The organism is Paracoccus alcaliphilus (genome assembly GCF_028553725.1).
Lineage (GTDB): Bacteria > Pseudomonadota > Alphaproteobacteria > Rhodobacterales > Rhodobacteraceae > Paracoccus > Paracoccus alcaliphilus.
This window is the reverse complement of sequence record NZ_CP067124.1, coordinates 1,704,633-1,727,163: the sequence shown is the minus strand read 5'-3', so window position 1 is coordinate 1,727,163 and position 22,531 is coordinate 1,704,633. Positions and strand designations below refer to the sequence as shown.

Here is a 22,531-nt window from a genome sequence, read left to right as displayed (position 1 = left end):
TCATGCATACCCCTTTGGAGGTCTCGACATGCCAACTATCAGAATAGCCCCTGGAGTTAACAACGGCCTCGCCACTTTCGTGGACGCGATCGACCGAATTGCATTTGACGCCGTTGTGACCTCTTACAACTCAACTGAGGCCGTTTTGCACGACGGCGGGTATCGATTCGTCCTGACGGGTAGAGATTTGGAGTTTGCTCAAGTGTCGGGCGCAGCGTATCTGGTGGGCGGCCTGGTATTGGGATTGGATATATTCGATGGAACAACGAAAATCATCGAGACAAGAAATATCAATCTGGATGGCGCGGATATCTATACTGCGATACAGCGGGAAGCATCCGGCACTGATCGAGCAGCCATTGAAAAGCTTCTACTTAATCTCAACTATGAATATCACGGCTCAACTTCAGCAGACATCCTCGAAACCACTTCCCGATCAGTCGATGGTGTCCTTTTAAATATGCGGGGAAATGATCTTCTGTATCTCTACGGCGGAAATGACAACGTATTTAGTGGGGATGGAAACGATACAGTTTGGGCCGGCGCTGGCAACGACACGATCCGCGGAGGCAATGGGTCCGACCTGATATATGGACAGGCTGGAAACGACGCTTTGTACGGAAATGCTGGAAATGATGTCCTTTATGGGGGCGACGGACGGGATTCGCTATATGGCGGGGCAGGCGATGATCGTCTGTTCGGACAGGCGGGGAATGACTACCTGCAAGGGGATGCGGGGAACGACACCTTGGATGGCGGCGGCGGCAATGACCTACTGCGCGGAAGTGCTGGAAATGACCTCCTGCGCGGAGGCGCAGGACACGATACACTTCGTGGTGACGCGGGCCATGACAGGCTAGAAGGTGGGGCTGGGAACGATCTCCTGCAAGGGGGTGGTGGCAAAGACACGCTGCTTGGCGGCAATGGAAATGACAGCCTTTATGGCGGCCAGGGCGCAGATCGCCTGCTAGGTGGCAACGGCGTTGATCGACTTTTTGGGCAAGCAGGCAACGATATTCTTGAAGGTGGTGCGAGTAATGATCTGCTGGACGGCGGGGTCGGCAACGATACGCTACGTGGCGGTGCAGGTCAGGACCGAATAATCGGCGGCGCAGGAAGTGATGTGCTTTATGGAGGTGCTGGGGCAGATGTCTTCGTGTTCCGAAATCCTGGTGACAGCCCTGTCGGCGCCGGACGTGACCGGATTATGGACTTCCAACGCGGTTTCGATCGTTTGGATCTTCGCTCAATCGACGCCGATACCAGCGAGACAGGTAATCAAAGCCTCAGTTTTTCTGGAACATCAGCTGCGGCGCATTCGGTATGGTATGCGCGAACTGGTGATAGTGTGACTGTTAGGGGCGATGTCGATGGCGATGGTCGCGCGGACTTCGCCATCGAGCTATTCGGTCTGGGCGGCATTTCAGAGGCTGACTTTATGCTCTGACTGTGAAGCGTGCAGAGGGATGGCGTCTCCGTCACCCCTCATGCCACGCCACCAAACACCGCAGGGCAATCCCCGGCAGCGCATCGCGCGACACATGCAGGATCGGCTGCCCAGCCCGCCAGACCGTCATCCCATCCCTGGTGATCGAGAACGTCGCAGGCGTCGCCACATGGTCAGGCGCCACCTAGGCCAGATCCTCCGCCCCCTCAAAGCGCGCCGGCATCGCGGAGCGCCTTCGACAGGGCGTCGGCTTCCCGGGCAGCCTCGACGGCCTGCGGACGCGACCAGACGACGCGGGTCCGGCCCATCAGGCGTTCGGCCAGCGCCCAGCCCTGGGCAATCAGGTGTAAGCGCGACGTTGCGGCCCTATGCTGCGAGGCTTGACGGCTGGTTGAAGCGCCATGGCATGAGGTCTTCGATACCGCTTTGTGGGTGACCGTCGAGGATGGCGCGCAGTGTGGCGGCGAGATAGTCGACCGGGTTCACGTCGGACATCTTGCAGGTAGCGACCAGCGAGGCGAGCATAGCCCAGTTTTCGGCGCCGACTTCATTCCCGGCGAAGAGTGCATTTTTTCTTGTCAGGGCAATCGGCCTGATCTGGTTCTCGACCGGGTTGGTGTCGAGTTCCAGCATGCCGTGCTCGAGGAAGCGGATCAGTCCGGGCCAGTGCGCGAGGGAGTAGCGGATGTCTTCGGCAAGCTGGGATTTCTGCGGTATGCGCGAGAGTTGGGCTTCCAGCCAGGGTTTCAGCGCCGCGATGATCGGGGCCGAATGCTCACGCCGGGCAGCAAGGCGCATAGCGGCCTCCTTGCTCCGCACGGACTTCTCGATCTGATAAAGCAGCGCGATCTGGCGCAGCATTTCCTCGGCAATGGGTGAACCATCGCTCTCGAAGCGCTTTACGAAGCGGCGGCGGACATGGGTCCAGCAATAGACCAGTTGCCACGGGCCATTGTCGCGCGCGATCTCGGTCATCGCGTTGTAGGACTGGTAGGCGTCGCATTGCAGGAAGCGGCCGTGGTATCCGGCGAGGAAGTTCAGCGGATGCGCCTTACCCCGGCCAGGGGCATAGTGGAAGAGCACGATGGGTGGGCCAGCCCCGCCATGGCCGCGATCATCGGATACGACGGCCCAGAAGAATCCGCTCTTGGTGCGTTTCAGGCCCGGTTCCAGCACCGGCGCGCGGGTTTCATCCACGAAGATGCGGTCTGCGCCACGCAGATGGGCACGCATCTGGTTGATGACGGGCATCAGGTGGAAACAGGCGCGCCCGACCCAGTTGCCGAGTGTGCCGCGGTCCAGATCGATCCCTTGCCGCTTGAAGATCTCGGCCTGCCGATAAAACGGCAGGTGGTCACCGAACTTCGAGACGATAATCCAGGCGATGAAGAGTTCCGTGGGCAGCCCGCCGGGCACGACATGCTCGGGGGCATGGGCCTGCGCGACAGCTTGCGAGCAACGGCGGCAGGCGTATTTCGGGCGCCGCGTGACCAGCACCCGGAACTGGGCGGGGATCACGTCGAGACGTTCGGACACGTCTTCCCCGATCCTGGACATCTCGCCGCAACCGCAGGGACAGAGCGTGCTGGCAGGCTCGATCACGCGCTCAACCCGAGGCAGATGGGACGGCAGATGCCCGCGGTTGCGCTTGGGCTTGCGGGGTGTTTCCCCGCGCGCCCGCTGCATCGCCGCTTCGGCCTTTTCTTGTGCTGCCTCGAGCACACCTTGAGCAAATTCGGCATCTTCCAGGGGCAGGTTGAACTGGTCGGGCGAGAGCTTTTCGGAGCGCTTGCCGAATTTCTCGCGCTGCGCCGCGTGCAGGATATCCTGCAGCCGCCGATTGGCCTCTTGCGTCTCGGCCAGCGTCGCCTCCACCTCGGCGAGGCGGGCCTTCAGCAGGGCGTTTTCGCGCGCAAGATCAGCTGTTTCCATGGCGGGAAGTGAATCACAGGATGCCCTTGCAGGCCAGCAAAAACAGGCGTTTCGACGCAGCCTGCCAGTCACCCCGCCGCCAGCGGGCGCCGCGCCCGTTCGGGTCGGACCAGCCGCCAATCCACGCCCTCAAACAGCGCTGCAAACTGCGCTCCGGACATGCGCATGACCCCGTCGCGCACCTGTGGCCAGACGAACTTGCCGCCCTCGAGCCGCTTGTGAACCAGCACCATCCCGGTCTGATCCCAGATCAAGAGCTTGATCCGATCCGCCCGCTTCGCTCGGAACACAAAGGCGGCTCCGCAGAACGGGTCCATCCCGAACATCTCCTGCACCGCCAGTGCCAGACCGTCGATCCCCTTGCGAAAGTCGACAGGCCGGGTCGCCACGAAGACCTTCACCGGGCCGCCCTGGCCGAACATCACGACGCCGCTGCCCGTGCCGCGCGGATTGCCCGGGTCAGTTGGCCCTCGTCGACACCAGGACCCGCGCGGATGACGATGTCGCCCACCACGATTTCGAGATCAGACCCGGGGACGGCCGCCGAAGCCTCAGTCGCGCTGTCATCAACCACCAGTTCCGCGAAGAACGGCAAGGCCGCCACGCTTTCGGGCACCACCAAATTACCTTTGCGTATCTGCTTGCGCCAATCGTAAATCTGCCAGCGGGTCGTGCCGTGCTTGCGCGCAGTATCTGCGACCGTCACCCCGGGCATCATGCTCTCCGCCGCGATCCGCGCCCGCTCTGCCTTCGTCCGCCGCCGACGACCGCTTGGCCCCCCGATCACCTCAAGCCGCGAGACCCCGACGCCTATAGAGCCGTCCAATTGGACGCCCATTTTGCCGTCTCTCTCCAAATCCAAAACCTCCGCCGCACATGTGCGTGGAGAATGAAGGCATCAACTCAAAAATGGCAGGAGGGGATCGGCGTCGCGCTTACGCTTGAACGCATGCTGCAGATACATCAGCCCGGCGATCAGACGCGGAGAAGTCGCCGGGCGCCCCGTCGCCGAGGGGAAGAACCCGGCCCATTCCCGCTCGAAGAACTCCCAGTCGATCAGCGCCGCGAGCTGCACCAATTCGTGGCGCAGATCGATCATATCCACCAGCCTGGGGCGCAGAAGATCATCCTGTTCGGCGGTCCGGGAATGGGGCTTCATTGGCGATCACAAATTGCAGGGTTTCTGCGTCAAGATTACAAAATCCTGCAAGAAAACACCAACAAAACCAACAGATCATCCCACAATATCAAACCGTTCCAGCTTGTTCAGAACAGACGAAATAGTTCCAGCATTCGGTTGGGTCGAACATGTCGCAGACCTTTCCGATGGCGTCGAAGACTTGGATAAAGCTGCGCGCTGCGATGCGTCTGAGATGCGCCTTGAGCTTTGCAAATGCCATTTCGATGGGGTTCAGGTCAGGCGAATACGGCGGCAGGTACCCTTCTCTACACCGGTATGGGATGTGGCTTCGCAAAGTGACACGCTGCCTGCTGCGGGCCTGCGACGGTTGCCAACGCAGGCCTTTCCATTCGACACCTTTCCTGCGCGATGGGACAGCGCGTATGAAAGCTGCAACCAGAGGGGATCTTCGTCGGGCTGGGTACGTCTCCGCCGAGGATCAGCCGCTTGCGGCGCTTTATCCGGCCGATTTCCGGCGCGGCAGACAGCAGCGCCTGTGTATATGGATGCTGCGGCGCCTCGTAGATCTGCTCTTTCGGGCCGATTTCGACGATGCGCCCCAGATACATTACCGCCACGCGGTCGGCGATATGACGCACCACGGCCAGGTCATGGGCGATGAACAGGGATGCAAAGCCCTTTTCGACCTGCAGATCCTGCATCAGATTGATGATCTGCGCCTGAATAGACACATCCAGCGCCGATACGGGCTCATCCGCCACGATGAAACGCGGCGATACCGAGATGGCGCGGGCGATGCAGATCCGCTGGCGCTGCCCACCCGAGAACTGCCGCGGATTGCGATCCATGACTGATGTCGGCAAGCCGACCTGACGCAGAAGCTCTGCGACCTTTTCGCGCCGGTCGCGCTTGCCGGTGACAGTGCCGAAGACCTCCATCGGTTCGGCGATGATCTGCGCGATCGTCCGGCGCGGCGACAGCGAGCCATAGGGGTCCTGAAACACCATCTGCGCATGGCGGCGGAACTGACGCATCTGCCTGCGCGACAGGCCGGTGATCTCGGTATCGTCCAGCCAGATTTTTCCCTCGCTTGGTTCGATCAGACGAAGAAGCAAGCGGCCAAGGGTGGATTTCCCGCAGCCGGATTCGCCCACAACGGCCAGCGTTTCGCCGGCCTTCATCGTCAGATCAATGCCGTCAACCGCCCTTACGGCAGCACCTTTTCGGCCCAGCAGGCCACCGTTGCTTTCAAAGGTCTTGGCCAGACCTTCAACCCTGAGAGTGTCCGCGGTCATGCGATTGTCTCCGTTTTCATTGGGGCGTCTGCGGTGACCCAGCAGGCTGCCCGCTGATCCGGGCCACGCGGGGTTAGATCCGGCATTTCCCGTGTGCAGATATCGCGTTTCAGGTCGCAACGCGGCGCAAAGGGGCAGCCTGCCTTGATGGTGCCTGGTGGCGGAACAGAGCCCGGTATCTGATAAAGCCGTCGCTCGCTGGCTTCCAGTGAAGGCACCGCGCGCAGAAGACCCCGGGTATAGGGATGCTGCGGATTGTCGAACAGATCGTCGACTGTCGCAGTCTCGACCACATGGCCCGCATACATGACCACGATTCGGTCGCAAAGCTCTGAGATCACACCGAGATCATGCGATATCATCAGCACCGCCGTGCCCAGCCGCTGCCGCACTTCACGCAGCAGATCGAGGACCTGCGCCTGAATTGTCACGTCCAGCGCGGTGGTCGGTTCATCTGCGATCAGCAAGCGCGGGTTGCAGGCGACGGCGATGGCGATCATGACCCGCTGGCGCATCCCCCCGGACATCTGGTGCGGATAGGCCTTCAACCGGGCCTCGGGATCAGGAATGCCCACAAGGCGCAACAGTTCGACCACGCGCGCACGCCTGTCTTCCCGCGACATTTGCTGGTGCAGCATGATTGCCTCGGCGATCTGAGCCTCGACCGTCATCACCGGATTCAGCGAACTCATCGGTTCCTGAAAGATCATGGCGATGTCGCGACCACGGATGTCTGGCATCCGCTCTGGTGGCAGCGCAAGCAGGTCGCCATTTCCCTCTAGTCGAATCTGGCCACTGGTCAGGCGGGCCGACGCAGGCAGAAGGCGCATCGTCGCAAGCGATGTCATCGACTTACCCGATCCGCTTTCGCCGACCAACCCGACCGCCTCGCCGGCCACGACTGACAGGCTGACGTGATTGAGCACACGCACCGGATTGCTGATCGGACCAAATTCCAGCGTCAGATCGGATATTTCAAGCAGTGGTTCAGCCATTATTTGATCTCCGGATCCAGTGCGTCGCGCACGGCGTCACCGATGGTTGAGATCGCCAGCACGACGATGGTGATCGCAAGCCCCCCGGTCAGGATCGGCCAGGGCGTGGCGAACATGTTGCCGAGGCCCTCGCGGATGATGTTGCCCCATGACGGCGCGGGCGGTTGCGTGCCGATGCCAAGGAAACTGAGCGTGGCCTCAAGCCGGATGGCCGAGGCGCTCCACAATGTCATCAGCACCACGATCGGCGCCGAGATATTGGGAACGACATGACGGAAGATGATCACCGGCGTGGAGACGCCCGAGGCGATCGCGGCCTCGATATAGGGTTCCTGCTTGACGGCCAGCGTTGATGCGCGGGCAACACGCGCGAAGCCGGGCGTGAAGGCAATGGTCAGGACGGCGACCACGTTCCAGAACCCGCCGCCAAGCGCCGCCGCCACCAGAATTGCCAGCAACAGCTCGGGAAAGGCCAGCAGCATATCAATGATGCGGGTGACGAACCGGTCGATCCAGCCGCCGAAATAACCTGCGGTGACGCCAAGGAACGTGCCCGCGATGGCCGCGAAAACCGGCGACAAGAGGCCGAATATCAGCGAATTGCGCGAACCATAGACCAATCGCGACAGCAGATCGCGACCGAACTGGTCGGTGCCCAGCAGATATTCGGACGAGGGCTTCGCGTTGATGGCGATAAAACTTTGCGACATCGGATCCTTGGGTGCGATCCATGGCGCCAGGATGGCAATGACGGCAAAGACAAGCACCGTAACCAGAGAAATGATGACGGCGGGCCGTCCGGCCACCACGTCACCCGCCAGACGGCGCAGTTTAGGGGCTTCGGGCAGCGGGATTGCTTCTGAATTGGCCATTATTGCACCCGGATTCTGGGATCGATGACGACGTAGACCAGTTCCATCAACAGGTTTACGATGACGACGGCGGCGGCGAAGACCACGACACCCGCCTGAACGATCGGATAGTCACGCTCGGTGATCGCGGTGATCAGCAGCTTGCCCAGACCGGGGCGATTGAACACCAGTTCGACCGCGACCGAACCCGACAGCGTAGAGAGGATCGACAGGCCCAGCCCGGTCGAGAGCGGCAGCAGGGCATTGCGCAGCGCGTGGCGATAGATCACCCGGTTTTCTCGGGCGCCCTTCGCACGGGCCGTGCGCACGAAGTCGCGGCCCAGCACCTCAAGCAGCGCGGTGCGGGTCAGGCGGCCAAGAAAGGCGACCTTCAAGAGTGCCAGCGTCAGAGCGGGAAGGACCAGGTGATGCATCCGGTCGGCGAAACCGTCACCGGCCCCGCTGATGGGAAACCAACCCAGCGACAGCGAGAAGACGATCAGCAGCACCGCGCCAAGATAGAAATCCGGGATCGCATAGCCCAGCAGGGAAAACACCCGAAATCCCGCATCGAGCGCGCGGTTGCGATTGAGCGCAGCCATGACGCCCAGGGGAATACCGCCCATGATGCCCAGAAGAACCGCTGCGATGGTTAGTTCGACCGTATAGCCAAGGTTCGAGAGCAGCAGTTGGGCCACCCGTTCGCCCGACATCAGCGACGTGCCGAAATCGAAGGTCAGCATATCACGCATGAAATGCAGATATTGCAGCCACAACGGATCGTTCAGGCCAAAGCGTTCGCGGAATTGCGCGATGGCCTCGGGCTGGGCGCCATCACCAAGCGCGGCCAGCGCCGGATCACCGGGCAGAACGCGCATGGCCAGAAAGACCAGCGTCAGGACCAACAGCATGGTCGGCACGGCATCAAACAGCCGTGTCAGAATATAGCGTGCCATATAACCTCCGGTCGCGCTCAGGCGCGCTGCGCCAAATCCAGGCGCCAGCGCGCATAACCGCTTTCGACCTCATAGCCGAGATCGACTTCGGGATTGCGGACGATCGCATAGCCAAGGTTGCCGATCCCCATCAGGGGCAGGTCCTCTTGCACCTTCTTCTCGATCTCACGTCCGATCGACGAATATTCTTCGATGGTGGTGGCCTGTCGCATCGTCTCTATCTGATCATCGACGCCGGGCATGGCGATGCCGTAATGGCTGAAGTTGTCGCCGCCGGTTCCGTCGGATTTCACCACCGCCGCGCTGGACAGATAGCGTGACATGTATTCCAGCGGCACCGGGGGAAGACTTTGCGAATACAGCACCAGCGAGTTCGCATCCTGCCGATTGGCGCCATGGAAGGCCGCATGATCCATGATGTTCAGGTTCATGTTGATGCCGGCCGGGCGCATCAGCTCTTGCAGGATCAGCATGATCGAGCGGTAATCCTCGCGCTGGCTGATGCCGGCGGTGAAACTCAGGCCGTTGCCGTGACCAGCCTCGGTCAGCAATTCGCGGGCGCGATCGGGATCGTAATCATAGCGCAAATCGTCGGACAGGTCTTCCGCGGACCAGCCAGAGGGATATTCGGGCGGTGAAAGTGTCCATGTCTGCGCGCCGAACGGAGCCAGCGCCTGGGCGACCACCGCACTGTCGATCGCGGTGGCGACCGCCTTGCGCACCAAAGGATTGTCGAAAGGTGCTTTGGTCAGGTTGAAGAAAAGGGTGTTGAAGGACCCCGGCTGCGTTTGATCGACTATCAGCGCGTCGTTCTGCTGCCGGATCTGCTGCACCCATCCGGGCGCGCGCACCGCCTCGATCATGTCCACGTCGCCCGACATCATTGAAAGCGTGCGCGAGGTCGTATCCGAGGTATAAAGGAAGTCGATCCGAGCGGTCTTCGGGGTCTCTCCCCAATATCCGTCGAAACGCAGGGTGTTGACGCCGCTGCTCGACAGGCGCTCGACCGCATAGGGGCCGGTGCCGACGGGCTCCTTGCCGAAATTCTCGCCCTTCTCCTCGACCGCGTTCTTGCATACGATCTGCGACGTCGGGATCGAGATCACGCCCCCGAGGAAAAACGGATCCGGTCCATTCAGCGTAAATGTCACCTCATCGGGACCCGAGGCCACGATGCTCTGCACATTGGCGTAGGATGCCGTGGCGATCCCCTCACGCTTGGCGCGCTCGAATGAAAATACGACATCTTCGGCGGTCAGCGTACCATAATCGCCATGAAACGGGACATCCTTGCGCAGCTTGAAGGTCCATGTTCTGGCGTCGTCGGACTTGTCCCAGGATTCGGCAAGCATCGGGCGATACTCGTCGTCCTGCGTCGCGAATTTCCCGTTCGGAGGGGAAACAAGGTGTTCATACACCTGAAGATTGACCCAGTTGTCGGCCCCGAGCGTGCTGAAAATCGGGTCGATCACACGCGGCGACGTGGCGGCAAGCGCGATACGGATCGGACGGTCCGATCCCTGCGCGCGCAGCAGCCCCGGACTGGCAAAACTTGCCGCCGCCGCAGCGACGGACATGTGCAGGATTCTGCGACGATTGATCAGCATATATTCCTCCCTTGCTACCCCTTCGGGGCTGATTCCATCTGGCCGGATCTCTCCTGTGATCGCGAACCGATGGGTATTGGCTAACGTCTGCCGGTGAAACGCTTCCTTGATTCCACGACATGCCGTCGCATCGCCTCCTCTGCGGCGGCGCGGTCGCGGGCGACAATGGCTGCGACGATGGCTGCATGTTCATCATTCGCCTCGGCCGTTACGCTGGCGAGATAGAACAGCCGGAACAGATGCACATGCGTGTAAAGACGGGACAGGGCATCGCGCACCAGTTCATTGCCGCTGCCTTGCGCGATCAGGTCGTGGAACTGCCCGTCCGCCGCGGCGAACTCGCCATAGCTCTCCTTGCCGTCTGGGTGAATTTCGTCCATGCGGGCATCCAGCGCCACCAATCGCGCGATGTCCTCATCATCCATATTCATCGCAGCGCGTCCCGCCGCATAGGGCTCCAGCAGCAGGCGCAGATCATAAAGCTGCTCCAGCCGCTGCTCATCAATCTGGGACGCGGCGCTGTAGCCGATCAGGTGGGTCTTGACCACCAGTCCCTGCGCCTCCAGCCGTGACAGCGCCTCGCGGATCGGGGTCTGCGACACGCCAAGTTCCCGAACGAGATTGTCTACCGAAATCCGCGCGCCGGGCGGAATTTCCAGCGCCATGAGCTGTGCATAAAGGGCTTCATACACTTCATCCCCCAGCCTGCCGGGGCGCTGGATCGAGCGTCCTTTCTGCCGGGACTGATCCTTGGTGCGACTTGTCATCGTTCTGTCCGTTCGGTGTGCCTTGACGATTCGGTAATAGCAATTTACCCATGACCTCGCAATCAAATATCCGATCGGATCGGAAACATGACATGAAAATCAATGTAAAACAGCTGGAACGCACAGCGATGACGGCGCTGTCAAAGCTGACCTCTCAGGAAAACGCCGCCCAACAGGTTGATCTGCTGCTGGAGGCAGACCTGCGCGGCGTCGCCTCGCACGGGATGCTGCGACTGCCGCGAATCATCCGTCGCATCCGCAATGGCGCGGCCGATCCCGCGCAAACGGGCCAGCACGCCTGGCGCGGCAGTGCATTGTTGCAGGTGGAGGGATGTGATGGCCTTGGCCCGGTCGTGGCCAACGCAGCGATCGGCGCGCTGGAAAGCCGGATTTCCGAAACCGGGGTCGCAGTGGCCGCCATTCGCAACTCGAACCATTTGGGGATGCTGGGCTATTACGCAGAACGCGCGGCGCTGAAGGGTCTGACCATGATCGCGCTGACCACAAGCGAGGCGCTGGTTCACCCCTGGGGCGGACGACGCGCGATGATCGGCACCAATCCCATCGCCATCGGTCTGCCCGCGGGCCAGAAGGGCCAGGCCGATGTATTCATGATGGACGCGGCGACCAGCCTTGTTTCCATGGGTGAAATCCACGATCATGCCAATCGCGATCTGCCCATTCCCGAGGATTGGGCGCTGGATGCCGAGGGCCGCCCGACCACCGACGCCAGCGCCGCCAAGGCGGGCGCCATCGCGCCTTTCGGAAAGGCCAAGGGCTATGCTCTGGGACTGGCGTTCGAACTGTTGGTGACAAGCCTTTCCCGTGCTGCCATCGGGCGGGACGTGTCAGGCACGCTGGACGATACAGCCACATGCAACAAGGGCGATCTGTTCATCCTGATCGACGGGCCGGGCCATGACCTTCGACCCTATCTTCAGGCATTGCGGGAGGAGGCGCCCGCGGAAGGTTTCACTCAGGTGACGATCCCTGGCGAACGGGGCCGGGCAGCGCGCGACCAGCGTCTGCGCGACGGGGTTGATCTGCCCGAGCCGCTTTGGCGGGAAATATGCGATCTCGCCCGCTAGCGGCAGGATAATTGGGAGGACAGGAATGGATTTCATGAATTTGGGCGTCATGCGCGCGCCGCGACATCTGGTCTTTGGCGCGGGTCAGCGCGGCTCGCTGCCGCGTTACGCCAGTGCATTCGGCACGCGCGCACTGATCGTCACCGATGTCCGCATGGCGCAAGACGAAAGCTTTCTGCAGATGCGGCAGGCCCTGGAGGCGCAGGGCATCGCCACGCAGGTCTTCGACGGCGTGGCCGCGGAATTGCCGTTGTCGTGCATCGAAACCGGGGCCGAGGCCGGACGAATGGCCGACGCGCAGATGATCATCGGCATCGGCGGCGGCAGTTGTCTGGATGCAGCCAAGGTCATCGGCGCCCTACTGACGCATGGCGGGGCGCCGCAGGACTATTACGGCGAATACAAGGTCCCCGGTCCGATCGTGCCGCTGATCCTGTTGCCCACCACTTCGGGGACGGGATCCGAGGTGACCCCGGTTGCCGTGCTGGACGATCCGCAGCGTGCCATGAAGATCGGCATTGCCAGCCCGTATCTGATCCCCGAGATCGCGATCTGCGACCCGGAACTGACGATCAGCTGCCCGCCGGGTCTGACCGCGGCCTCGGGCGCAGACGCCATGACACATGCGATCGAGTCGTTCACGACCCTGCGCCGCGCCCCCGAGCCCGGCCTGTCGCTGGATCACGTCTTTATCGGCAAGAATGCCATCAGCGACAGTCTGGGACTCGAGGCGATCCGCCTGATCGCCGCCAATCTGGCCCGCTGTGTCAGTCACGGAGACGATCTGGAGGCGCGCAGCGCGATGATGCTTGGCTCGACCCTGGCCGGGCTGGCCTTTGGTGTGGCCGGAACCGCCGCGGCCCATGCGATCCAGTATCCGGTCGGTGCCATGACGCATACCGCGCATGGGCTCGGGGTCGCCACCTTGATGCCCTATGTCATGGCATGGAACCGCCCGAACTGCGAGGCCGAATTCGCCCGGATCGGCGCGGCAATGGGCCTTTCGGCGACCGGCGACCAGACCCGGCAGGCCGAGGCTGCGATTTCCGCCATCGCCGCGCTTTTCGCGCAGGTGGGCATTCCTGCCACCATCGCCGAGCTTGGCGTTCCCGAGGACCGGCTGGACGAAATCGGCCAACTGGCGCTCAGCGCCGAGCGGCTGATCAAGAATAACCCGCGTATGCTTGACGCCGAAGGCATGAAGCGGATCGTCCGGGCCGCGCATTCGGGCGATCTCGACCTTCTGACCGCCACATCGCCCCGAAAGGCTGCACTACAATGAGCTATCACGATACCATCTCGCATGAACTCGGCTTTGACCCGCAGGCGCTGCGCGGCGATTTATGGATCGACGGCCGCTGGCGAAAAGGTCGCGGCGGCGATCCGATCCCGGTCATCGACCCCTCGACCGGGAACACGATCACGCAGATCGAAAACGCCAGCATCGACGACGCCATGGATGCCGTCGCCGCCGCCGAGGCCGCGCTGCCCGGCTGGACCGCGACCCCGCCCCGCATGAAATCCGAAATCCTGCGCCGCTGCTATGATCTGATGATCCAGCGCAAGGATATGCTGGCCCGGCTGATCAGCCTGGAAAATGGCAAGGCGCTGCCAGACGCGCAGGGCGAGGTGCTGTATGCTGCCGAATTCTTCCGCTGGTTCGCCGAAGAGGCGGTGCGGCTGAACGGTGAGCTGTATACTGCGCCGTCGGGCGCGAACCGCATCATCGTCACCCATCGCCCGATCGGGGTCGCGGTGATGGTCACGCCCTGGAACTTCCCTGCCGCCATGGCCACCCGCAAGATCGCGCCCGCGCTGGCGGCGGGCTGCACCTGCGTGCTGAAGCCCGCGACCGAGACCCCGCTGACCGCCTATGCCCTGGCCGAGATCTATGCCGAGGCCGGGGTGCCGGCGGGCGTGGTCAACGTGCTGACCACCAGCCGCTCGGGCGCGACGGTCAGCGCGATGCTGCACGATCCGCGCGTCCGCAAGCTCAGCTTCACCGGCTCGACCGAGGTGGGGCGCAGGCTTCTGCACGAGGCGGCGGATACGGTCATTTCCTGCTCGATGGAGCTGGGTGGCAACGCGCCCTTCATCGTCTTTGACGATGCCGATCTGGATCTGGCGATCGAGGGTGCGATGGTCGCCAAGATGCGTAATGGCGGCGAAGCCTGCACCGCGGCCAACCGTTTCCTGGTGCAGAAGGGCATCGCGCCCGCATTCGCTGAAGGGCTTGCCGCACGGATGAAGGCCATGACACTGGGGGCAGGCTATGCCGGGGAAACCCTCTGCGGTCCGCTGATCAATCGTGAGGCGCTTGATCGCATCGCGGGTCTGGTCGCCGATGCCGAAGGCCACGGCGCGAAAACCCTGACCGGCGGTCGCCCCGTTGACGGGCCGGGTTTTTACTTCCCGCCGACCGTTCTGACCGATGTGCCGCCCGAGGCAGAGATCACCGGCGAAGAGATATTCGGCCCCGTCGCAGCCCTTTCGACCTTCGAGACCGAGGAAGAGGCCATCGCCCGCGCTAATTCCACCGAATACGGGCTGATCTCTTACGTCTTCACCGCAGATCTGGCGCGCGGATTGCGGGTGTCCGAGCAACTTGACAGCGGGATGGTCGGCCTCAATCGCGGCGTGGTCTCGGACCCGGCGGCACCATTCGGCGGCACCAAGCAAAGCGGGCTTGGCCGGGAAGGCGCGCATCACGGCATCCTCGAATTCTGCGAGGTCCAGTATATCGCCGCGAACTGGTGATCGGGACCAACCACAGCATCAACGAAAGGAACGCAGCATGAAAATCGCGCAAGTCGAGGCATTGAGCGTGGCCATGGGCGACGGCACGGGCTGGATGCCCAACAGCGCCTTCGTGCGCATCACCGCCGAAGATGGCACCGTCGGCTGGGGCGAGGCCTCACCGATGCTGGGGGGCATCGCGTCCCTGGGCGTCGTCGCGCGTGACATCGCCCCATTTCTGGAAGGCAAGGAGGTGCTCGACCACGCGGTCCTGCTCGACACGCTGATGCACCGGCTGGTCAAGTTGGGGCCTGAAGGCATCGCCACGGCCGCACTGGCCGCCTGTGACATCGCCTTGTGGGACCTGAAGGGCAAACTGCTGGGCCGGCCGGTTTATAAATTACTTGGGGGGGCGTGGCGGACGCGGCTGCCCTGCTACAGCTCGATCGGTGGGAATGCCGCGCGCAGCGTGGACGAGGTGGTGCGCGAGGTCGCGCGCCGGGTCGAGGCCGAGCAGCCGGCCGCCGTCAAGATCCGCTGGGATGGCGACCGCACCCGCTGCGATGTCGATATCCTCGGCGACATCGCCAAGGCGAAGGCTGTGCGGGACCTGCTTGGCCCAGATGCGGTGATCGGGTTCGACGCCAATAACGGCTATTCAGTCGGCGGCGCCATCCGCATGGGCCGGGCGCTGGAGGATCTGGGTTATAGCTGGTTCGAGGAACCGGTGCAGCATTATCATGTCGGCGCCATGGGCGAGGTCGCGCAACGGCTGGACATCACCGTATCCGCCGGTGAGCAAACCTATACGCTTCAGGCGCTGAAGGATCTGATCCTGTCCGGCGTGCGCATGGTGCAGCCCGACATCGTGAAGATGGGCGGAATCACCGGGATGATGCAATGCGCAGCCCTGACCCATGCCCATGGGGTCGAGCTTGTGCCCCATCAGACCCAGCCCGCCGTGGGCCATTTCGCGAATATTCATGTGCTGTCCACGATCATGCACATGACCAAGCCCGTGGAACTGGCCGACAGATGGGATCGCGGGCGCCCCGTTTTCCGCAACCCTGCCGAGCCGGTCAACGGTCACTTTACCCTGAGCGACGCGCCCGGTCTCGGCATCATCGTGGACGAAGACGAACTCGCCAGTCGCGCGACAGCGATCACAGTCGCCCAGGAACAGCGCCCTCCCGCCAGCGGGCAATATTGACCTGCCTTTCTCGTTCGGCACGAAACTGGACGACAAACACGCAACGGAGATGACCGATGAGACTTTTCCGACACGGCCCGCCCGCTCTGGAACGACCGGGATTGTTCGATGGGTCGGGCGGTATGCGCGACCTCTCATCGGTCATCTCCGATTTTGACGCCGGAACACTTTCGCCGCAGGGATTGGCGCGACTGGCGGCACTTGACGCCCGAAGCCTGCCGCTGCTGCCCGAAGGCACCCGCTTCGGCGCCTGCACGGCTCACCCCGGCAAGATCATCTGCGTCGGGTTGAACTATACCAGCACGATGATCGAACTGGGCGTGCCGCACCCCGAAGCGCCCTCGATCGCGATCAAGCCAAGCTCGGCGCTGGCGGGGCCGGATGATGACATCACCCTGCCGCACGGTTCGACCGCCACCGACTGGGAGGTCGAGCTTGCCGCCGTCATCGGAACATATGCAAAGCATGTTTCGCCACAGCGGGCCTTGGGTCATGTTGCGGGATACTGCCTTGCCAATGACCTGTCGGAACGTGACCACCAACGTCACCACGGCGGCGAAAGCGTCAAGGGCCGGGGACATGATGGTTTCGCGCGGTTGGGTCCGTGGATGGTGACGGCCGACGAAATCCCTGATCCGCAAGACATCGATCTGTGGCTTGAGATCGACGGCATACGCATCCAGCAGGCATCGACCTCCGACATGCTCTGGCCGGTCGCGGAACTGATCGCGCATGTCTCGGACTATATGGCGCTGGAGCCCGGAGACGTGATCCAGACCGGAACCCCCGCCGGAATCGGCATCGCGCAGAAGCCGCCGCGCTTTCTGCGCGAAGGCAATCTGGTCAGTTTGGGCGGGACCGGGCTTGGCGAGCAGAAATGCAGGGTGGTGCGGGCATGCAACCCGGCACAGGGGAAAGATGTGCGAGAGGCCGACGACCCTATAGCCAAAAGATTGACACGAGCCGAATGGGGCAAAACCAGATAGAAACTGGGAGCACTAAACCACTACCGGTTGACGCCGGTAGAATGAGCGATATGATTTTCGGGGTCCTGAGGTACGATGTCTTAGACAGTTGTTGTTAAATACCCCCTGCCCCAGTGTGGTAACCCCAGTAGCGCTTGGGGATGGCGGGAAATTCGCACCGCTTTCTTGTCGGAAGAGCGCCCCTTCTTTATGCACGCCAAAATCCGTTCACCGGCCTCAGCCGGATGAGCATCAGGGTCCCAGCAGAAGTCGGAAGCCCTTGCACAATGGACGGTAATCACAGAAGATCAGGCAGGCTGCGGGATTAGGGTTGCGTTCGCCTCACCCAGATATCGCGCATGCAGATCATAACGCTCCACCATTTCTCGGAGGATCTGTAAAACGGTCCCTTCGACCGTCAGGCTGGCCATCGACACCGGCCGGTTGCGCTTACGGGTCAGATAGGCAGTACGGTGGAAGGTGGGGTTCTTGATCCGAATCAGCGCCAGCTTGCCCGAGGCAACCGCGACCGCGACCGCAGCGTGTGGCAGCACTGAATAGGCGCTGGCGCGGGAGACCATCTCGACGATCTGGGATAGCGAATCCATTTCGACGATGATATTCAGTTTGATCCCGTTGGCTTTGGCAAAACGCTCGATCGCACCGCGCGCACTGTGCGGCTGCCCCGGCATGACCAGCGGTAGAATGGGCAAGTCTGATGCATTGATAGAGTAGGTTCCATCACCATTTGGGGGCACCGGAATATTGTCTTCGGCCGCGACGACAAAAATTTCCTCCTCAAGTATCGCATCGCTTTGGAAGGTTGCACTTGGGGGCGGGCTGTAGACGAAGCCAAGATCAATCTGCTCCTCCTCGATCCATTCGAGGATGTGACCAGTAAGTCCTTCGGAGAGATGCAGCTTGATGCCCGGTGCTTCGAGCCGCAGCGTTTCGGCCAATGGAATACTAACCAGCATACTCAGAGACGGAGGCAATGAGATGGAAACCGTGCCCATGGCTGTGAATCGGCGTGCAAAATTGACCCACTTGGGTGGGTTATGAGCGAGTAAAATTGACCCACCTGCCACGTTAGCATCCGCGCCGAATAGCGCGGAGGAATGAGCAGGTGATATTGATGGAAAGTGTATCGAAGATCCGTCGTTGGATATTGGTTGAGGGTCGCAGTATCCGATCTGTGGCGCGGGCAACGGGTTTGTCGCGGAACACGGTGAAGAAGTATCTGAAGGACAACAGCCCGCCAAGCTATCAGCGGCAAGCGCCACCGGCCCGGCATAAGCTGTGCGATGGATTTGACACGCGGCTTCAGGAGCTTTTCGAGCAGGATCAAAAGCGCCCGCGCCGGGAGCGGCGGACAGCGCAGAAGCTTTACGAACAGCTTGTCTCGGAGGGGTATACCGGGTCCTATTCGCCGGTTCAGCGATTTATCCGAGACCTCAAGCGTGCCGACACCGGATCGGGAGATGCATTCATCCCCCTGCACTTTGCTGCCGTTGATGCGCTCCAGTTTGACTGGAGCGAAGAGCGCGTTGTCCTGGGCGGTGTTGAGCAGAAGGTGAAGGTTGCTCACTTCCGCCTGTGCCATAGTCGCAAGCCTTTTGTGGTCGCCTATCCTGGCGAGAGCCAGGAGATGGTGTTGGATGCCTTTGTTCGCGCGCTGTCCTTCTACGGCGGGGTCCCGCGACGGGTGATCATCGACAATCCCAAAACGATGGTGACCTATGTCTCCCGCTCGAGGGACCGGATATTCCATCCGCGGTTCCTGGCCTTGATGAACCATTATGTGATGGAGCCGGTTGCCTGCACCCCCGCGTCGGGTTGGGAGAAGGGGCAGGTCGAGAACCAGGTCCAGTTTTTACGAGGCCGATTGTTTGCTCCCATGCCAGCCTTTGATGATCTGGACGGGCTGAACGACTGGTTGCGCCTGCGCTGCGAGGAATTGGCAAATCGCGCCCACCCTGAACAATCGACCCGCACGATTGCAGAGGTTTTTGAAGATGAGCGCGCCGAGCTGCGCCCCCTGGGGCGGGCTTTTGACGGCTATGTGGAAAAGACGGTGCGGGTCCGTTCCACCTGCCTGGTTCAATATGCCAGCAATCGCTACAGCGTGCCGTCCCAGTTTGCCGGCCAGCATGTCTCCTTGCGCGCCTATGCGAGCCGGATCGTGCTGGTGTCGGGCCAGGATGTCATTGCCGAGCACAAGCGCCGCTTCACCCGCAATGTCAGCTATTTTGAGCCGTGGCATTTTGTCCCTCTGCTGGATCGCAAGCCCGGCGCCCTGCGCGACGGCGCCCCCTTTGTGGACTGGCAACTGCCCGATGCCATGCATCGGATCAGGGAACATTACATGGCCGGCAAAGGCGGAGATCGGGAGTTTGTCGACCTGCTTCTTCTGGCTCAGGACCACGGGATCGAGGTCGTCGAGATTGCGTGTGATCTGGCGGTGGAGCAAAATACTCTGCGCCTGCCGGCTATCGTCAATCTGATCAACCAGCTGGTCGAGCCGGTCATCACCCCCCTGGGCGAGCCCTACACCTATCCGCAGCTGACCATGCGCCCGGAAGCCGATTGCAAGCGCTATGAGACACTGTGCTCCGCCGAGGAGGCCCCCGCATGAACGCCCTCATCGATCAACTGACCGTCCTGAGGCTGCATGGAATGGCAGCTTGCGCACATGATTTGCTGTCCGCGCGCAAGCCGCCAAGTCTGACCACTGCGATAAAACAACTGATCGACGCGGAGACTGTAGAGCGCCGGGTGCGCTCCATCCAGTATCAAATGCGCATCGCGAAGTTCCCGCATCACAAGGATTTTGCCACCTTCGATTACGGCGCAGCAGCCGTCACCAAGGCCCAGATCGAACCCTTCTGCACGGGCCAGTTCACCGAGGAGGCGCACAACCTCATCCTGGTGGGCGGAACCGGGACAGGCAAAACCCATATCGCTATCGCGCTTGGAACCACATTGATCAACAACGGCAAGAAGGCCCGCTTCTTCAACGCGGTCGATCTGATCAATGCCCTGATCAAGGAACAAGCCGATGGCAATGCCGGGAAGATCATCCGGCAACTGTCGGCTCTGGATTGCGTCATCATCGACGAATTGGGCTACATCCCGTTCCCGAAATCCGGCGGCGCACTGCTGTTCCACCTGATCAGCAAGCTCTATGAGAAGACCAGCGTCATCATCACCACCAACCTGGAGTTCGGTGAATGGGTCGCTGTCTTCGGCGATGCCAAGATGACAACCGCGCTCTTGGATCGCGTCACGCACCACTGCGCCATCATCGAAACTGGCAACAGGTCATACCGCTTCGCGCAGAGCAAACGCCGCACAGAAAAATAACCGCGACGCAGACAAAGCCCCCAGACGGACTCGCTATATGAGGGCGGCCCGCCTGGGGGCTTTGCCATCCGAAAGGCGGGTCAAAATCAAATGCTGAAGCCGGGTCAGTTTTGAACGCTCATTGACAGGCGCGATCAGGCCCGGATCGAGGCGGCCTCCTTCGCCGCCGGAACAATCCGCGCTGCCGGCGGTTCACCCTGAGCCCATTGGCAGGGAGGCAATCATGGCGCCCAGAGCGAACTGGAAGGGAGTCCTGAAGATCGGCGAGGTCGGCTGTCCGGTTGCGCTTTATACCGCAGCCTCGACCTCGGATCGCATCGTCTTTCATACGCTGAACCGCAAGACCGGCCACCGGGTGCGCCGTCAACTCGTGGACAATGAGACGGGAAAGCCGGTCGGGCGCGACGATCAGGTCAAGGGATATGAGACCAGCGCAGGGGAATATGTGGTGCTGCAACCCGAGGAAATCGCCTCGGCCGTGCCCGACAGCGACAAGGTGCTGGTAGTCTCGGCCTTCATCGGTTGCGTCGATATCGACACCGTCTATTTCGACAGGCCCTATTATCTTGCCCCGTCGGATCCCACGGGGCAAGAGGCCTTTGCCCTGATCCGCGAGGCGATGCGTGCGCGAAAGGTGGCGGCGCTGGCCCGGACGGTCCTGTTCCGTCGCGTCCGGAGCGTGTTGATCCGCGCGCACGGCGCGGGGCTGATCGCGACGACGCTGAATTTCGACCATCAGGTGCGTTCGGCGACCGAGGCTTTCGATGATATCCCCGATGTGAAGATCAAGGGCGAGATGCTGGATCTGGCCAAGCATATCATTGGCACGAAAATGGGTGAATTCGATCCGAATGATTTCGACGACCGCTATGATGCTGCGCTGGCCGATCTGGTCAGAGCCAAGCTGGAAGGCCGCAAGATCACCCCGGTGAAGGTGCAAAAACGCGGCAAGGTGGTCGATCTGATGGAAGCCCTGCGTGAAAGCGCGGGGGTAACTGACAAGAAGCCGCGCAAATCACGGTCGGAAAGCAAGGCAAAACCGGCCACCAGCCGCAAGAAGGCAGGCTGACCATGGCGGCACTGGAAACCTATCGCAAGAAGCGGGACTTCAAGGCCACGTCCGAGCCTCGCGGGCGGAAATCCCACAAGAAAGGCAACTCCTTCGTCATTCAGAAACATGCGGCGACACGGCTGCATTACGATCTGCGGCTGGAGATGGATGGCGTGCTGAAAAGCTGGGCCGTCACCAAGGGGCCAAGCCTGAACCCCGATGACAAACGCCTTGCGATCCATGTCGAAGATCATCCGTTGGACTATGGCGGCTTCGAGGGTACGATTCCAAAGGGGCAGTATGGTGCAGGTGCGGTGATTGTCTGGGATCGCGGCAGCTGGAACACCGTGGCCGATCCCGATCGGGGCTATGCGAAGGAGGGAAAGGGCCTGAAAGACAACCTTCTCCAATTGTAACGCATTGATTGTATTATATTTTGTTGAACACGATCTCAGATCGTGCTTGGAAAGCATTGGTTTGGCGCATTGTTATGCCGTCAGGTGTCAGCGGAGGTTGACGTCCACACCGTCCCTGGGGCCCGAATGCGCTCGGCGCTGTCGTCTATAATGAGGGACGATCAGTCTGCCGTTCTGCACGCAAAAATTGATCTGCTGCGAGGTTATGTGCGTAAAGCAAAGAAGATGGCCCGAATAGCAGAAGGTTCGCCCTATCTGCGGCGGCTGGACGACAACTGGCAGCTCAAGAATTTCAAGGGACTCCCCATGCTTCAAGTCGCGCTTCTCTATACTGCAACCGCCGCGGTGTTTCTCGCTCTGGATGCGATAGGGATCCGGTTTCTCATCCGGCCGGTGTTCGAGCGCAATGTCGGCCATCTTCTTGCCGATCCGCTGCGGCTTGGTCCGGCAGCGCTGTTCTATCTGGGATATATCGCCGGGCTTGTGTGGCTGGTTTCCTGGCCCGCGCTGAAGGGCAACGATCCCCTGCAGGCGTTGATCGGAGGCATGGTCATCGGGCTGATGTGTTATGGTACCTATGAGATGACCAATTACGCCACGCTCGCCGACTGGTCGTGGGAGCAGGTCATCATCGATGGATTGTGGGGCATGCTGCTGACCGGATTTTCAGCCTGGATTGGCGTTCTGGCACTTTCGGGGCGATTTAACTGA

21 protein-coding genes and 2 pseudogenes are annotated in these 22,531 nt (G+C 61.4%); 11 read left to right on the top strand and 12 right to left on the bottom strand.

From position 1 onward, the window contains the following. Positions 1-28 precede the first annotated feature (28 nt). Positions 29-1,447 (top strand): calcium-binding protein, encoded by a 1,419-nt coding sequence (locus JHW40_RS08785; RefSeq protein WP_090618131.1) that lies wholly within the window; start codon positions 29-31, stop codon positions 1,445-1,447. Between the two features lie 366 nt (positions 1,448-1,813). On the opposite strand, the gene tnpC is transcribed toward JHW40_RS08785, so the two are convergent. From tnpC to JHW40_RS08730, 11 genes and pseudogenes are all read right to left on the bottom strand, one after another. Next, positions 1,814-3,379 carry an IS66 family transposase gene (gene tnpC / locus JHW40_RS08780; protein ID WP_272848971.1) on the bottom strand — a complete coding sequence of 522 codons (1,566 nt, stop codon included), beginning with the start codon at positions 3,377-3,379 and terminating at the stop codon, positions 1,814-1,816. Positions 3,380-3,447: 68 nt separating this feature from the next. Continuing rightward, entirely contained in the window at positions 3,448-3,801 is a 354-nt protein-coding gene (tnpB, locus tag JHW40_RS08775; RefSeq protein ID WP_119752217.1) for an IS66 family insertion sequence element accessory protein TnpB, read from the bottom strand. Next, positions 3,801-4,217, bottom strand: coding sequence for an IS66-like element accessory protein TnpA (gene tnpA, locus JHW40_RS08770; protein ID WP_119752218.1), 417 nt, complete (start codon positions 4,215-4,217; stop codon positions 3,801-3,803). The genes tnpB and tnpA overlap by 1 nt, the downstream gene beginning before the upstream one ends. Positions 4,218-4,304: 87 nt before the next feature. Continuing rightward, positions 4,305-4,538, bottom strand: a pseudogene (locus tag JHW40_RS08765) (transposase); the annotation flags it as partial. Positions 4,539-4,626: 88 nt separating this feature from the next. After that, a pseudogene (locus JHW40_RS08760) lies at positions 4,627-4,818 on the bottom strand (transposase); the annotation flags it as partial. Positions 4,819-4,825: 7 nt separating this feature from the next. Next, on the bottom strand, positions 4,826-5,815 hold the full coding sequence (locus JHW40_RS08755; protein ID WP_090617528.1) for an ABC transporter ATP-binding protein: 990 nt from the start codon (positions 5,813-5,815) through the stop codon (positions 4,826-4,828). Then, the gene (locus JHW40_RS08750; protein ID WP_090617527.1) at positions 5,812-6,810 is read right to left on the bottom strand and encodes an ABC transporter ATP-binding protein; all 999 of its coding nucleotides are present in this window, start codon (positions 6,808-6,810) and stop codon (positions 5,812-5,814) included. The genes JHW40_RS08755 and JHW40_RS08750 overlap by 4 nt, the downstream gene beginning before the upstream one ends. Continuing rightward, positions 6,810-7,682 carry an ABC transporter permease gene (locus JHW40_RS08745; RefSeq protein WP_090617526.1) on the bottom strand — a complete coding sequence of 291 codons (873 nt, stop codon included), beginning with the start codon at positions 7,680-7,682 and terminating at the stop codon, positions 6,810-6,812. The genes JHW40_RS08750 and JHW40_RS08745 overlap by 1 nt, the downstream gene beginning before the upstream one ends. Continuing rightward, complete coding sequence (locus JHW40_RS08740; RefSeq protein ID WP_090617523.1) at positions 7,682-8,617, bottom strand: ABC transporter permease; 936 nt, start codon at positions 8,615-8,617, stop codon at positions 7,682-7,684. Before JHW40_RS08740 ends, JHW40_RS08745 begins: the two co-directional genes overlap by 1 nt. Positions 8,618-8,634: 17 nt before the next feature. Then, positions 8,635-10,224 (bottom strand): ABC transporter substrate-binding protein, encoded by a 1,590-nt coding sequence (locus JHW40_RS08735; RefSeq protein WP_090617521.1) that lies wholly within the window; start codon positions 10,222-10,224, stop codon positions 8,635-8,637. An 80-nt stretch (positions 10,225-10,304) separates the two neighbouring features. Next, complete coding sequence (locus JHW40_RS08730; RefSeq protein WP_090617520.1) at positions 10,305-10,991, bottom strand: GntR family transcriptional regulator; 687 nt, start codon at positions 10,989-10,991, stop codon at positions 10,305-10,307. A 92-nt stretch (positions 10,992-11,083) separates the two neighbouring features. On the opposite strand from JHW40_RS08730, the gene JHW40_RS08725 reads away from it, so the two are divergent. The 5 genes from JHW40_RS08725 to JHW40_RS08705 are packed head-to-tail and all read left to right on the top strand — an operon-like array spanning position 11,084 to position 17,011. Beyond that, positions 11,084-12,079: an Ldh family oxidoreductase gene (locus tag JHW40_RS08725; RefSeq protein ID WP_244519381.1), complete on the top strand. Its 996-nt coding sequence runs from the start codon at positions 11,084-11,086 to the stop codon at positions 12,077-12,079. Between the two features lie 25 nt (positions 12,080-12,104). Further along, positions 12,105-13,361, top strand: a complete 1,257-nt coding sequence (locus JHW40_RS08720) for an iron-containing alcohol dehydrogenase (RefSeq protein WP_090617515.1) — start codon at positions 12,105-12,107, stop codon at positions 13,359-13,361. Then, positions 13,358-14,836 (top strand): NAD-dependent succinate-semialdehyde dehydrogenase, encoded by a 1,479-nt coding sequence (locus JHW40_RS08715; protein WP_090617513.1) that lies wholly within the window; start codon positions 13,358-13,360, stop codon positions 14,834-14,836. The genes JHW40_RS08720 and JHW40_RS08715 overlap by 4 nt, the downstream gene beginning before the upstream one ends. Before the next feature lie 37 nt (positions 14,837-14,873). Next, positions 14,874-16,025, top strand: coding sequence for a mandelate racemase/muconate lactonizing enzyme family protein (locus tag JHW40_RS08710; protein ID WP_090617510.1), 1,152 nt, complete (start codon positions 14,874-14,876; stop codon positions 16,023-16,025). A 56-nt stretch (positions 16,026-16,081) separates the two neighbouring features. After that, entirely contained in the window at positions 16,082-17,011 is a 930-nt protein-coding gene (locus tag JHW40_RS08705) for a fumarylacetoacetate hydrolase family protein (RefSeq protein ID WP_090617508.1), read from the top strand. Positions 17,012-17,298: 287 nt separating this feature from the next. Here the strand turns inward: JHW40_RS08705 and JHW40_RS08700 are convergent, their stop codons facing one another. Beyond that, on the bottom strand, positions 17,299-18,006 hold the full coding sequence (locus JHW40_RS08700) for a LysR substrate-binding domain-containing protein (protein WP_090617506.1): 708 nt from the start codon (positions 18,004-18,006) through the stop codon (positions 17,299-17,301). 119 nt (positions 18,007-18,125) lie between these two features. Between JHW40_RS08700 and istA the strand changes: the two genes are divergently transcribed. The 5 genes from istA to JHW40_RS08675 all read left to right on the top strand — a co-directional run bounded on the left by istA (position 18,126) and on the right by JHW40_RS08675 (position 22,531). Beyond that, positions 18,126-19,625: an IS21 family transposase gene (gene istA / locus JHW40_RS08695; RefSeq protein ID WP_139208278.1), complete on the top strand. Its 1,500-nt coding sequence runs from the start codon at positions 18,126-18,128 to the stop codon at positions 19,623-19,625. After that, positions 19,622-20,353 carry an IS21-like element helper ATPase IstB gene (gene istB / locus JHW40_RS08690; protein WP_272849097.1) on the top strand — a complete coding sequence of 244 codons (732 nt, stop codon included), beginning with the start codon at positions 19,622-19,624 and terminating at the stop codon, positions 20,351-20,353. The genes istA and istB overlap by 4 nt, the downstream gene beginning before the upstream one ends. A gap of 223 nt (positions 20,354-20,576) precedes the next feature. After that, positions 20,577-21,422: a non-homologous end joining protein Ku gene (gene ku / locus JHW40_RS08685; RefSeq protein WP_272849096.1), complete on the top strand. Its 846-nt coding sequence runs from the start codon at positions 20,577-20,579 to the stop codon at positions 21,420-21,422. Between the two features lie 2 nt (positions 21,423-21,424). Beyond that, positions 21,425-21,820, top strand: coding sequence for a DNA polymerase ligase N-terminal domain-containing protein (locus JHW40_RS08680; protein WP_211657452.1), 396 nt, complete (start codon positions 21,425-21,427; stop codon positions 21,818-21,820). Positions 21,821-21,946: 126 nt separating this feature from the next. Then, complete coding sequence (locus JHW40_RS08675) at positions 21,947-22,531, top strand: DUF2177 family protein (RefSeq protein ID WP_336390111.1); 585 nt, start codon at positions 21,947-21,949, stop codon at positions 22,529-22,531.